At 45.7% G+C, this 13587-nt stretch carries 9 protein-coding genes; 2 read left to right on the forward strand and 7 right to left on the reverse strand.

Annotated elements, in window-relative coordinates:
* Positions 1 to 8: 8 nt before the first annotated feature.
* From H6F73_RS04900 to thrS, 7 genes are all read right to left on the reverse strand, one after another.
* Positions 9 to 1880, reverse strand: coding sequence for a PAS domain-containing protein (locus H6F73_RS04900; RefSeq protein WP_190757692.1), 1872 nt, complete (start codon positions 1878 to 1880; stop codon positions 9 to 11).
* Between the two features lie 204 nt (positions 1881 to 2084).
* A complete protein-coding gene (locus H6F73_RS04905; protein ID WP_190757693.1) occupies positions 2085 to 3707 on the reverse strand; it encodes an NAD(P)H-quinone oxidoreductase subunit 4 in 1623 nt (540 codons plus the stop codon).
* 341 nt (positions 3708 to 4048) lie between these two features.
* Positions 4049 to 4975 (reverse strand): homoserine kinase, encoded by a 927-nt coding sequence (gene thrB / locus H6F73_RS04910; protein WP_190757694.1) that lies wholly within the window; start codon positions 4973 to 4975, stop codon positions 4049 to 4051.
* Positions 4976 to 4993: 18 nt separating this feature from the next.
* Positions 4994 to 6406, reverse strand: a complete 1413-nt coding sequence (locus H6F73_RS04915; protein ID WP_190757695.1) for an ATP-binding protein — start codon at positions 6404 to 6406, stop codon at positions 4994 to 4996.
* 34 nt (positions 6407 to 6440) lie between these two features.
* Positions 6441 to 6809, reverse strand: coding sequence for a response regulator (locus tag H6F73_RS04920; RefSeq protein WP_190757696.1), 369 nt, complete (start codon positions 6807 to 6809; stop codon positions 6441 to 6443).
* Positions 6810 to 6826: 17 nt separating this feature from the next.
* Complete coding sequence (locus tag H6F73_RS04925) at positions 6827 to 9652, reverse strand: ATP-binding protein (protein WP_242072370.1); 2826 nt, start codon at positions 9650 to 9652, stop codon at positions 6827 to 6829.
* A gap of 856 nt (positions 9653 to 10508) precedes the next feature.
* Positions 10509 to 12335 carry a threonine--tRNA ligase gene (gene thrS, locus H6F73_RS04930; protein WP_190757698.1) on the reverse strand — a complete coding sequence of 609 codons (1827 nt, stop codon included), beginning with the start codon at positions 12333 to 12335 and terminating at the stop codon, positions 10509 to 10511.
* A 381-nt stretch (positions 12336 to 12716) separates the two neighbouring features.
* On the opposite strand from thrS, the gene H6F73_RS04935 reads away from it, so the two are divergent.
* Both H6F73_RS04935 and H6F73_RS04940 read left to right on the forward strand, forming a co-directional pair.
* Entirely contained in the window at positions 12717 to 13058 is a 342-nt protein-coding gene (locus H6F73_RS04935; protein WP_190757699.1) for a DUF2605 domain-containing protein, read from the forward strand.
* Between the two features lie 137 nt (positions 13059 to 13195).
* A complete protein-coding gene (locus tag H6F73_RS04940; RefSeq protein WP_190757700.1) occupies positions 13196 to 13498 on the forward strand; it encodes a DUF2973 domain-containing protein in 303 nt (100 codons plus the stop codon).
* Positions 13499 to 13587: the final 89 nt, after the last annotated feature.

Genomic DNA, 13587 nt, shown 5'->3' on the forward strand with positions numbered 1-13587 from the left:
CTGTCGTTTTACTCTCTTTGGGAAATAAGATTACTGACGCCGGTTTTCCCCTCTCCCAATCTTTCTATTGCCGCATTTTTCCCGTTTCCCGATAGGTAATTTGGAACGGCAAAGGATGTCTGATTTTTTTGGCGCAATGGAATTTCAATTCTGAACTCGGTTCCTTTTCCGGGTGCGGAAATATATTGCAGCCGGCCTCCATGTTTTTCTACCACAACTTGGTAACTAATCGATAATCCTAAGCCGGTGCCTTTCCCCACCGGCTTTGTTGTGTAGAACGGGTCAAACATATGTCGGCTCACTTCTTCGCTCATGCCCCCGCCATTATCTGCAATGCTGATAAATACGCGCTCGTCTTGGATGCCGGTGCGAATTATAATTTGTCCTTTTTCTCCTCGCTTGAGTGCTGATTCTTCCACAGCATCAATTGCATTATTGAGGATATTGATAAAGACTTGGTTGAGTTGCCCTGGATAGCATTCAACCTTGGGTAACTTGCTGTATTCTTTAATAATCTCAATCTCAGAATCTAGCGGTTGTTGTTTGAGCCGGTGTTGCAAAATTAGCAATGTACTGTCAATGCCTTCATGAATATTCACTGATTTCATTTCAGCTTCATCCAAGCGGGCGAAGTTACGCAAGCTAATCACAATTTGACGGATGCGTTCGGCTCCCTGTTTCATGGAAGACATTAACTTTGGCAGATCTTCCAGCAAAAAATTTAAGCCAACTTCTTCGATTTCATCTTCAATTTCTGTTCCCGGATTAGGGTACTGCTGCTGGTATAGATTTAGCAACTTTAGCAAATCTTGAATGTATTCGTTTGCATAAGCAAGATTGCCATAAATAAAACTAACCGGATTGTTAACTTCATGAGCGATGCCGGCAACCAACTGCCCCAAACTTGACATTTTTTCAGACTGAAGCAGTTGCGCTTGGGTTTGTTGCAAGTCGTACAAAGCTTGTTTGAGCTGAATTGTTTGCTCTCTCAATTGCGCTTCCGATTGCCGCAAAGCTTCCTCAGAACGCTTTCTTTCTGTAATATCCCGAAAGACTGCAACACCGCCTTTTAAACTGCCGATTTCATCTTTTAACGGCCTTGCATTCACACAAATAAACACCCCTTCGGAGTTTTGTGAGGGCTGGATAAAAATTTCTGCTGAATCAACAGATTTTCCCTGAATTGCTTGTGCGAGGGGTAATTCTTGAGGAGGATAGGGAGTTAATTTATCAGGCAAATAGCAGCCGTATTGATCTGTCCACGCTTCAGATGATACATTGGTTAAACCTTTGCCAAGCAACGCTTGTGCTGCGGGATTAAATAGCACAAACTGACCACCTTCATCGGCAACAACGACACCTTCAGCTAGGTTGTCGAGGAGAGATTGTAAAATGTTAGTTTGCTTGCGTAAAGCGGCTTCAGAATTGGCTAACTCTTGGGTTGTTCGCTTCAGCGCGGCTTCTGCTTCTACGCGTTCGGTAATATCGTTTTGCACTCCGATAAAGTGAGTTAATTGTCCGTTGCTGTCGAGTACCGGCGAAATGGTTAATTCATTCCAAAATAAAGTGCCATCTTTGCGATAATTTTTTAAGATGACCCGGCATTCAGTTTGATCGCGTAAGGCTTGGCGAATTTGCTCAATAGCCGGTTGATCATTATCAGATCCCTGCAAAAACCGGCAATTGCGCCCAATCACTTCATCGCGGGAGTAACCTGTCATCCGCTCAAAGCCTGAATTGCAGTAAATGAGAGGTCTACCCGGTTTGGTTGCATCGGCAATCACAATGCCGGTGCTGGTTGCTGCCATAGCACGGTCACACAGCCATAGCATTTCCAGCACGTGCCGGTGTTCGGAGGTTTCTGATATGTTTTTGAGCATAGCTGAGCCGCTTATGAAGGTTAAATCCGAGAGATCGTGCGTAGTGATGCGTGCCCCTTCTCTTAGATGTTAAACAAATGTAAAAAAAATTAAAAGCGATTAAACAACGACAACCGAAAAAAAAGAAAGCCCGTACCAGCAGGCTTTCTTTTTGTTTGTATTATCTTAACTAATCTTAGGCTGTTCAGAACTCAGAACTCAACCTTACGCACCTTTGCCCAAATCAGCCACACTCACTAATCCTTGGGTTGGTTCGCCTAATTTAGGTGCGATAAAGCCAGAGTAGAGGCGTTCTCGCTGTTGCGCCACCACCGGCAGCGCATCGCGGACATTTGCCGCCACTTCGACTACCTTCACATCGTAGGTTTGAGTGGCAATTTTGGGATACAAGCCAATTCCGATAATCGGAAGGATCAGGCACAGCGTAATCAAAATTTCACGCGGTTTGGCATCCACAAGCAACCAAGGATCAATCGTTAGCTGGGCATTTTCTGGCCCATAAAAGACTCGGCGCAACATTGAGAGTAAATAAACCGGCGTGGCAATTAATCCAACTGCAGCCAACACGATCACCACTGCTTTGAAGGTGGGATTAAACGCATCACTGGTTGCGAAGCCGAGGAATACCGTCAATTCACCGATAAATCCGCTCATTCCGGGTAATGCCAGAGATGCCATTGAGCCGGCGGTGAATAAGGCAAACACTTTGGGCATCGATTTAGCCATGCCGCCCATTTTTTCCATCGCCAGCGTGTGGGTACGTTCGTAAGTTACACCTGAGAGGAAGAACAGCGCGGCTGCAATTAAACCGTGGGAAAGCATTTGCAGGATCGCGCCGGTGAGTCCGACATCGGTTAAGGAGGCGATACCGATGAGAACAAAACCCATGTGGGAAATCGAGGAACAAGCCAGCCGGCGCTTAAGATTATCTTGAGCGAAGGCGGTTAAAGCCCCGTAAACAATATTGACGACACCGAGGATTGCTAAAACCGGCGCGAAGTAAATGTGGGCGTGAGGCAGCATCTCAACGTTCATGCGGATCAACGCATAGCCACCCATTTTCAATAAAACGCCGGCCAAAATCATCGACACGGGGGCTGAAGCTTCGCCATGTGCATCGGGTAGCCAAGTGTGCAGAGGGAAGATCGGCAGTTTAACTCCGAAGGCAATCAGTAAAGCCGCGTAAAGTAACACTTCCAACGACATGGGGAAATATTTCTGTCCAATTTCCGCCATATCGAAGGTGACATTACTGCCATAGAAGGCCATTGTCAGGCCGGCTAGCAGGATAAAAATTGACCCTAAAGCTGTGTAAAGAATGAATTTTGTTGCCGCATACTGGCGCTTTGGGCCGCCCCAAATGGAAATTAGCAAGTACACCGGCACTAACTCTAGTTCCCACATCAGGAAGAACAGAAGCATATCCTGGGCGGCAAACACCCCAATCTGGGCGCTGTACATGGCCAGCATCAGGAAGTAAAACAAGCGCGGCTTGGTGGTGACGTTCCAACCGGCCAGCATTGCCAAGGTGGTGACTAAGCCGGTTAAGACAATCAGCGGCATCGAGAGTCCATCCACCGCTACCGACCAATTTAGCCCTAGTTGCGGCACCCAGGCATAGGTTTCAGCGAGTTGAAAGTCTGGATTTTGTAAATCGTAGTGTTGCCAAAAGGCATAGACAGTCAGCGCCAAGTCTGCTAAACCAGCCCCCAAGGCATACCAGCGAACGGTTTTGCCGTTCTTATCCGGTATGAAGGGGATAGCGAGGGCAGCGATTAGGGGCAACAAAATAATAGTGCTTAGCCAGGGCATTTCCATGAGCGGCATGATTGAGAATAAATACCTATTCCATACTTGTTTTATTTTATTAAGTTAGATGAACTTTTGTAAAGGAAAGTTCACGCTAAAAAACAATCTTTATATTTCGCTGGGCTGATAAAAGAGCCGATTTCAGGCAAATCAAGGAGTTTTCCGCTTGATTAGTGCTAAATTATGGTATTGTAAACATATTATTTTACGGTTTTATTAATGAATTTATGGAAGAAATTTTCAATAATAAATTAAACGGGATTTTATAAATTAAGTTTTGTAAAGAATCGATAAAGTAAAAAAAGACGGTAGCTTTTGCTACCGCTGTGGGAAAAAATAGGCCAATTTGTCAACGACAGTTAGGAGAATCTTGCTCCTTGGGTGTCAAGCTTTACTGACATAACTTCAGCGCTAACGCCCTGTTGCGCCCACGCTGCCTTCATTGCAGTTGCAACTGATTCACCCAATTGCGTCTCAACAAGCGCCAAAAGCGTTGGCCCAGCGCCGCTAATCACCATGCCATAAGCACCGGCATCCAAAGCAGCCGCAAACACGGCTTCGTAACCGGCAATCAAAGCTTGTCGATAAGGTTGGTGGATGCGATCTTGCATTGCTGCGCGTAGCCAACTGCCGGTGCCGGTTTCTAAGCCGCGCAACAATAAACCAAGATGGGCAGTATTGAAAATCGCATCAGCACGAGAATAATTTGCCGGCAAAACCCGCCGCGCTTCTGCAGTAGAAAGTTCAAAATCGGGAATCGCCACCACCGGCACAATATTAGAATGCCAGGGAATCTCACAAATTTCCCAGCCGCCGTCTGATGATGCTGTCGCCGCGAGACGGCAACCACCCAAAAGTGCCGGCACCACATTATCTGGGTGTCCCTCCATTGCGATTGCCAACTGCATCACTTCAATTTCACTTAAAGGCGCACCGGCAAGCTGATTCGCACCTACTAAGCCGCCAACAATCGCGGTTGCGGAACTGCCTAAACCTCTGGCGAGGGGAACGCCTAACGCAATCTCAATATGGACTGCCGGCGGCGTTTGACCGAGTTTTTGGTAAAGCTGCACAAATGCCTGATAAGCCAGATTGCTCTCATCTGTCTTAACTCGATCAGCCTCGATGCCGGTGACACTAATTTTAAGCGCCGGTTCATTTGTATCGAGACGGGTGAACTGAAATTGATTGTAAAGCGTTAAAGCGGCCCCAATGCAATCAAAACCCGGCCCTAAGTTAGCAGTAGTAGCCGGCACGCTAACAGTAACGGTGGAAACAGCAGACATCCTTTCAACACTCAATAATCAATCTACCAGCATCCCATGTAGATGCTCATCCGTCATCTTTGCCGGCGCTGAACTCACCTGCATCCGCATCTCACAACTTTGCTTGATAGGAATTTCTATCACAAACTCAGCCCCTTGTCCGACTTCTGAGAAGCACTGCAACTGCCCGTAGTGCTTGTCTACAACGATTTGATAACTAATAGATAATCCCAAGCCGGTGCCCTCACCGCTTGGTTTAGTCGTGAAGAAGGGGTCAAACAATCGTTTTTTGACGCTTGCCGGCATTCCCGGCCCATTATCCTTAATACTGACTCTTACCCAATCAAAGTTGATAACTTGCGTAGAAATTGTAATCCTAGTCGGGAAATTTTTAATCTCAATTGGAGCGCGATTTTTGTTAGACTGGTTCAAGGCATCAATGGCATTGTTGATGATATTCATAAATACCTGATTGAGTTGGCCGGCATAGCATTCTACCTTGGGCAAATCCCCATATTCCTTAACAATTTCTATAGCAGGTCGCTCTCCGTTAGCCTTGAGGCGATTCTGCAAAATCATGATTGTGCTATCAATTCCTTCATGAATATCCACCAACTTCTTTTCCGCTTCATCAACGCGTGAAAAATTTCGCAACGTCAGTACAATTTGGCGAATTCGCTCAGCCCCAACTTGCATTGAACAAAGCATTTTTGGCAAATCTTCTATTAAAAAATCAAGTTCAATTTCTTCAATTTCATTTTGAATTTTAGGAGCGGGAGATGGATAGCACTGCTGGTACAAAGCGATTAAACCCAGTAAACTTTTAGCCGTTTTGCTTACGTGAGATAGATTGCCATAAATAAAGTTTACTGGGTTATTAATTTCGTGAGCCACTCCCGCAACTAATTGACCGAGAAGGGACATTTTCTCGGTTTGAATTAATTGCCCTTGGGTTCGCCGTAAATCTTGCAAAGCTTGTTCTAGGTTGGTTGCTTGTTCTCTCGCGATGGCTTCTGAGCGTTGTAACTTTTTCTGTTGTTCTTGTCGCTCGCGTAAGTTTTCTTTTAGCTGCTGTACGCACTGCCATGTTTTGTTAATCGTAAGTTCTAAATCGTGAAAATCAATCGGTTTATTTAAAAAATCAAAAGCTCCGCAATTCATCGCCTTTCTGATATTTCTCATATCGCCGTAGGCGGACATAACCACTATTTTAATCGTGGGATTTGCCTCATTCAGTTCAGCGAGCAAAGCTAAACCATCCATCACCGGCATATTAAGGTCGGTTAGTACCATGTCTGTGTCTGGATGCTCTTTCAATTTTTCCAACGCATCTACACCATTTTGGGCAAAAATTAGCTGCCATTCTTTTAGAAAAACCTTTTTTTTAAATTTTTGACGAATTAGCAGCTCTAGATCGGGTTCATCATCTACAAATAAAATTTTTATTGACACAAGTCGCTCCCTAAACAGCCGGATTTTAAGAAATTTATAAACTGAATATTTTTTCTTTTAAAGTTCCAAAATCAACTGGTTTCGTGATATAATCATCCGCTCCGGTTGCTTTTGCTATTTGATAATTTTCCTCATCGCTATAAGCGGTAATCATAAATACTTTTAACTCGGAAAAGTCTTGTTTGATAATTTTGAGGAGTTCTATCCCGTTCATCCCTGGCATATTAATATCTGAGAGAATCAGGACTACGGCGGCTTTTCCCTGGCTTTGCAAATACTCTATCGCCGTCTCTGCCGAGAGGAAAAAAATAAATTCAACTTGGCCGGCTTTAATTTCCTTTCTAAATTTTTGCTTGAACAGCGATTGAATATCTTCCTCATCATCTACAACAATTATTTTCATGGGTAACCTCTCCTAATTTAAATCGGCTTTTTCGGCAAAACAATAATAAACTCCGCATACTGCTCGGCTTCTGATTCGACCCTCAGTTCTCCTCGATGCTGCCCGACGATAATATCGTGACTGATCGATAAACCTAAGCCGGTTCCTTCTCCTGCCGGCTTCGTTGTAAAAAACGGATTGAAAATTTTATCTCGCACTTCTGACGTCATCCCTTTGCCATTATCGCGGATGCGAATTTCCACTCGATTTTCCAGATTTTGAGTTTTGACATCCAGCAAAGGTGAAAAATCATTTCCCAGGGTTTGTTTCTTTTTATGAGTTGAATAGCAAGCGTTGTTGATAATGTTCAAGAAAACACGGCTGATATCTTGCGGTACAACTTCTACTTGCCCAATTTCATTATCATACGCGGTTGTGATTGTAATGTTAAAATCAGCCTCCTTTGCCCGCATCCCGTGATAGCTAAGATTGACATATTCTGCAAGCAGCTTATTAATATCAGTTGGTTCCCAGTGACCACTTTGCCCGCGAGAATGCAAAAGCATATTACTGACAATGCTATCAGCTCTTTGACCGTGATGATTAATTTTTTGCAGATTTTGTTGGAGGTCATTTAACAGCTCACCTAGATAGTCAGTTGTATTGGCATCCAATCGCTCAGCTTGATTTTCAATTTCTTCAAACAGTTCTTGTGCTAATTCCACAGAAAGTTCAGAGAAATTGTTGACAAAGTTTAAAGGATTTCTAATTTCGTGAGCAATGCCGGCGGTTAAACTTCCTAAAGAAGCCAGCTTTTCTTGCACGACAATCTGGTTTTGCATCGCCCTGAGATTTTCTTCCGCCCGCTGGCGTTCTTGTATTTCCGTCTGCAATTGCTCAACAGTTTGCCTGAGTTCATTTGTGCGCTTTTCAACGCGGCTTTCTAGCTTCTCATTCGCTTTTTGCAGCGCCTCCTCAGCCTGCTTGCGCTCGGTGATATCGCGTAAAATCACCACATATTCTTGTAAATCCCGGTTTGAAGCTGAAGCGTCTTGGAAGAATCGGTCTGAAATCGCAACTTCAAGAATGCGTGACGTTTTATCAGGCTGGTTTAAAGTTTGTTCGCTACGACTGAGCCACTCATCTGGCTCATTCGCCAATCCGGGCAGTAGTTGGTTTAGCTGATGCCTAATTAACTGGCCGGCTGTTACGTCAAACAAGCGCTCAGCAGCTGGGTTTGCATTACGAATCACACCGTTTTCATCCAGCACCACAATGGCGTCGAGGGCAATGATAAAGAGCTGTTCCGCTGCCTCTCGTGCTTCGTCCATCGCCACAACCTGGGGTAAGCTCGTCCAGCAGGCGATTGCCACCCCAACAAATGCCATGATCAGCAGTAGCACGACTAAAAGCGGAGAGCCAAATGCAGAGGTAGCATTTAATTTGATGCCGAGCACCCAACTAACAGTAACGGCACTGCAGATCAGTATGATCAGGACGACCACTTCAAGCGCCACAAAATCTACTGCTTGAGCATGAACTCGCGCCTTGTAACGCTGAATCCACCAGGCTGGATGAAAGGGCGCAAATGCAATGCGACGCATCGCCCTGTCCGCAGCTAAGATCGCCAGGGGAAACAGGAACCCTATGAGAAACTCTTGCCAACCCCAAGCAGATCCGCCAACAACCAAAATAACGATTTCTATTAAAAACAAGCCCAGCGCCAACCTGGAAAGCAAGACCTCCGGCCTACCTCGGCGCAGCCACAGTCCCAAATGGACTAACATGATCGAGACAAACCAACCAATATTACTGACGATCACGATCTGGGGCACATTTCCCCAAAGTAGACAGAGGAGACTGAGCAATAACGTCAGTACAATAGCCGGCCCTAGGACACCCCGGCGGGACACAACAGCGAAGACGGGTGAAATGTGTCCATCCAAGGCGAGTTGGTACAGCATACGGGGGCAGTTGGAAACCACCGTCGCGCAGCTGAGAAGGCTGCTAGCGACAATCAGGAAGGTTAAAATCAATAAACCTGACTGACCCCAGAAAGGTCGAGAAGCGGCTAACAGGATCAAGACAGGATCTTCACCCAGTTCTGGATTGCTAGCCAAACGCATGACTACCCACGATCCCCCCAAAAATATCGGCGGCATCAGCCAAGCAGCAAGGCTCAAAAACCGCAATGTTTCAGCCGGCCGGCGGCTATCGGCGACAAACGCAGAGCTAGATTCACAAGCGTACACTGCGTAGGTTGAGAAGAAGAACCACTTAGCCCAGTCCACAAAGGTGAGGCTTGGCCAACTGGTAGGGAAAAAGCCGGGACTGTTAGGGGAAAAAGCTAACCAGCCCAAACCTTGCACAATAAAGACCAATAGCAGTCCGAGCGCCGGAATGATGAAAAATGAGTGCAAGATACTTAAGGCGCGGGTGCCGCTAAACGCCACAATAAACGCGAGCACTGTGAAGCCAATTTTGAGGATGGGATCGGGAAAGCTAATGCCCAAAGGTTCAAGGTGAACCTTGATTAGCTCTGTCAGGACAACGGCGTTAATTGGCAGAGTCGATACCCAGCTAAAAAAGTATCCGATCGCTGCATAGCGTCCTAGCCTCGGATAATTCCTCAGCAATCGGGTGGCATAGTTAGGCGTTCCCCCTGCTATGTCAGGAAAATGCTCTCCTAAGCGTTTAACTTGCAAGTTGAGCAACATACCAACTATTACTCCAGGCAACCAGACGAAAATGGCTTGAGGGCCAATAGCTGCGTGGATTACTGGAGCAATACTAAGCCAGGAGAGATGAGCGGTCAGGCCAAAGCCCCAGGTTTCTATAGGACTTAAGGTTCGGTGGAGGCGCATGGGAGCGCGCTTATGAGGTTCTCTACACTGCTCTAGGTGAGATGGTTGTAAGTGGGAGTTGTTGGGAGGTTCGTATTGGGTTTCTACCGGCATCAATTTTACCTACCGTCTTCTGTAAAACACAGTTGCTACTCTGTTGGGCAATACAGCCGATTTCAATCTTTATAAAATGACAGCGTCACGATTAATATCGTTGTTTAGAGTTTCCCTAGCTATTGCTTGGTAACGGTTAAATTGTTAATTTTGTATTGTATTTTTTATAAATTGCTGAGTTCGGTTAATTTCCATTTTGGCACATAGACGCAGAATAAACTTTGTCTTACCCTGTGGCCGGCTTTGAGTCGAATATGTGAGGTTAGCCCTATTGTCTGGCAATTGCCACAAAATATTTTGAGCTTTGTTTACTTCAGACAAACGAGGGTTTGCACATTGCAAAGTAAGCGCGATCTGTGCTGAGAGTCCCAGAACAAGTTCTTGGAGTTCATTCTTGTTAATTTAAACTTTCTCAATAAAATTTGAATCAGGATAATTACGCAGTCTAGTAATTTAATTTCATTTGTTATAGAATACCGAGTGAGATAAAACTGAAGTCGGTAACCTCTGGGACAACGCGAACAGTATGAAGCCGGTTCAAACGTTCCCTAAACTACAGCTAGTTTGCCGGCAGTGATTGTGAAAACAATTGAAGTCCCTGATTGTTAATCAATAGATTACCAAAAAAGTAAGCTGCCCCAAGCAAATCACTTGAATGGGCAACTTTTACGGCGCTCGCTTGCCTTGTTAATTAGAGCTATTTTTCTATCAGCAATCGGGTGGGCGAAGCGGAGTTCCGAATTGCCCACCGCAGAGAGTTCTGCTAAAAGTTGCTGTAATCCGTGATCGCGCTTTTCATCCGCTCAATCACATCAGGCACCGGCATCGAACCTAATTCCCCAGAAGCACGGGTGCGAATGCTGAGGCTATTTGAAGAAACCTCCTTCTCTCCCACCACTGCCATCACGGGAATTTTATCCTTCTCTGCATTGCGAATGAGTTTACCCAAACGCTCACTACTGATATCTGCTTCAGCACGAATCCCCAGCGCTTTCATCTGAGCAGCGACATTTTCCGCAAAAGGCAGAAAATCATTACTCACCGGCAGCAGGCGAATCTGCACCGGCGCTAACCACAGCGGAAAATCGCCGGCATATTCTTCAATCAAAATCCCGATCAGCCGTTCCAAAGATCCAAACGGCGCACGGTGAATCATCACTGGACGCTGGCGGGAACCATCCGCCGCTACATACTCTAAATCAAAGCGTTCCGGCAGGTTGTAATCAACTTGAACCGTCCCTAACTGCCACTCGCGATCCAAAACATCTTGGAAGATAAAATCGAGTTTCGGCCCGTAAAATGCCGCTTCTCCAATTCCCTCAAAGTAGTTCATGCCGAGAGTTTCCACGGCGCGACGAATCGCACCTTGGGCTTTTTCCCACGCTTCATCTGAACCGATGTACTTATCCAAAGCCGGATCGCGGAAACTCAGTCTTGCTTTGAAGTTCTTCAGTTGCAGACTCTTGAACACCGACAGAATCAAATCCACCACTTTCAAAAATTCATCATCCAGTTGTTCTGGTGTGACAAATAGGTGAGAGTCATCGACGGTAAAGCCGCGTACCCGTGTTAAACCACCAAGTTCGCCTGATTGTTCGTAGCGGTAGACGGTGCCAAATTCAGCTAAGCGCATGGGCAATTCCCGATAGGAACGCAACTCGCTCTTGTAAATTTGGATGTGGAAAGGGCAGTTCATCGGCTTGAGGGCAAAACCCTGTTCGGCGGCGGCGGCTTCCTGATCCTCCGCCATCATGGGGAACATATCCTCTTTATATTTCTGCCAGTGACCGGAAATTTTAAACAAGTCCACTCTGCCGATGTGCGGGGTGACGACTTGTTGGTAGCCGCGTTTGATTTGTTCTTGTTTGAGGAAATCTTCCAGGATCGACCGCAAAATGGTGCCTTTCGGTGTCCACAGGGGTAATCCTGGGCCTACGGGATCGGCGAAGATAAATAAACCGAGTTCTTTACCCAATTTCCGGTGGTCACGCTTAAGTGCTTCTTCCTTGCGGCGTTTGTATTCTTCGAGTTGTTCTGGTGTTTCCCAAGCAGTGCCGTAAATTCGCTGTAGCTGTTGTTTGGTGGCATCACCGCGCCAGTAAGCACCGGCAACACTTTCGAGTTCAAATGCCTTGGGGTTGAGTTCGCTGGTGTTTTCGACATGAGGGCCGGCACACAAATCCCACCAGTCTTCACCCAAATGGTAGATGGTAATCGGTTCTTGAATGCCTTCTAATATTTCTAGTTTGTAAGGCTCATTAATGGCCTCGATCCGCTTTCTGGCTTCCTCACGGCTCACTTCTTCCCGAACCACCGGCAGTTTACGGTTGACGATCTTGATCATCTCTTTTTTGATCGCCTTGAGATCCTTTTCCGTAAACGATTCTGGATGGTCAAAGTCGTAGTAAAAGCCATAGTCAATCCAGGGTCCGATAGTGACTTGCGCTTTGGGAAATAATTTTTGCACTGCCATTGCCATCACATGGGAAGCGGTGTGGCGAATTTTTTGCAAGGCTACTGATTCGCCGGTGCGCGGCAGATGGATTTTTTCGGGTTGTTCTTCTGGGGAAGCGGGAGATGAGCTAACCATCGGCTATTGATTTCGTTCCAATCCCTGGTATTTCAATCCCGGATAAGGATTTACTGTTTTGCTGTTTTATTTTATTGCATTTCAATGCTTGATGGGTTTTAAGGAAGGTTGCCGGTTTTCAGCAAAATACTGCTTTTGGATTGTTTGCTTGCGTCAATTTCAATCGAGCTTAACCGCTTAACTTGACTGCGGTTGCTTGATAACGGAGTTGTTGGTTTTTAATCCATGTCTTGGCTTAAATGTCAATCCTCTATAGCTGTAATTAATATGCCGGTGTTGCAATGCTGACTGACGACTCGGTGATTGAAAAAAAGTGCAGTAAATGTTACAAATTGTAAATTGCGTTAAGATTAGGTTAGCTCAGTCACTCATTTTTAATTTATGCTGAATCCAAATCTGCCTGAACCCGACTTGCTCAAGACGGTTTTACAGCCGCTCTTAGAAGACTTTCAGTATTGGTTTGGGCGCTCGCGCTCGCTTCTAGAAACCCAAGAAATTTCTTTTCTCGGCACCGAGGGGCAAGCTGACTTACTGGCAAGAGTGGTGCAGGCTCAGCAGGAAGTGAGTACGGCTAAAATGCTTCTAAACGCCACAGATGGCAAAGTTGGGGTGGAAATGGAAGTCTTGATGCCGTGGCACAAACTGCTCACCGAATGTTGGCAGGTGTCGATGCGGAACCGCATGGAAAAGTCCAACAACGCGCAGCCACCACAGGTAGGCTGAGCAAAAGGCGTCTAAGACTATAAATTAAAGGTCTGGCAAAACCCGCGTATTTAAACAAACGTTCATTTAACAGCGGTTTTTGTTCTTAAACATCTGTTCAAACTTGTAAATAAACTGTGTTGTTGGAGGAAAATGCGATGTTACACTTGCTATACATTCTTGCTTTTACGACTTTGGCTTTCTTGGCGGTCGGTAATTTAATTCGCAGCTTGATCACCTTGAGTGCCGAGTCTCAACGCCCTTACTCACCCATATCAGGATCGCCGATAAGCCGGTATCGGGGAACCCCTCACCCAGAATTACTTGATTCTAATGGGAAAGTTGTGAATGAGCCGCTGATGGTGATGAAGTCGATGACGGTAGAAGATGCCCGCGAACATTTAGATGCCCTCTACAATTCTTCTCCAGGTTCTCCTAACGAAGCTCGCGACGACGCTTAAAAGTTTAAGATAATCAGATTTATACGATAGGGGTAAATTTTATAAATTGCCCCTATTTTTAATGGATTTTTGATTGAAATTGCCGGCTT

It is taken from the genome of Microcoleus sp. FACHB-68 (assembly GCF_014695715.1).
Lineage (GTDB): Bacteria > Cyanobacteriota > Cyanobacteriia > Cyanobacteriales > Oscillatoriaceae > FACHB-68.

Bases quoted from the DNA above. Each gene is read 5' to 3' on its own strand.
- H6F73_RS04925 (WP_242072370.1), bottom strand. From the start codon at position 9,652: ATGCGCCTCCACCGAACCTTAAGTCCTATAGAAACCTGGGGCTTTGGC.
- H6F73_RS04900 (WP_190757692.1), bottom strand. From the start codon at position 1,880: ATGCTCAAAAACATATCAGAAACCTCCGAACACCGGCACGTGCTGGAA.
- H6F73_RS04935 (WP_190757699.1), top strand. From the start codon at position 12,717: ATGCTGAATCCAAATCTGCCTGAACCCGACTTGCTCAAGACGGTTTTA.
- thrS (WP_190757698.1), bottom strand. From the start codon at position 12,335: ATGGTTAGCTCATCTCCCGCTTCCCCAGAAGAACAACCCGAAAAAATC.
- thrB (WP_190757694.1), bottom strand. From the start codon at position 4,975: ATGTCTGCTGTTTCCACCGTTACTGTTAGCGTGCCGGCTACTACTGCT.
- H6F73_RS04905 (WP_190757693.1), bottom strand. From the start codon at position 3,707: ATGCCGCTCATGGAAATGCCCTGGCTAAGCACTATTATTTTGTTGCCC.
- H6F73_RS04920 (WP_190757696.1), bottom strand. From the start codon at position 6,809: ATGAAAATAATTGTTGTAGATGATGAGGAAGATATTCAATCGCTGTTC.
- H6F73_RS04940 (WP_190757700.1), top strand. From the start codon at position 13,196: ATGTTACACTTGCTATACATTCTTGCTTTTACGACTTTGGCTTTCTTG.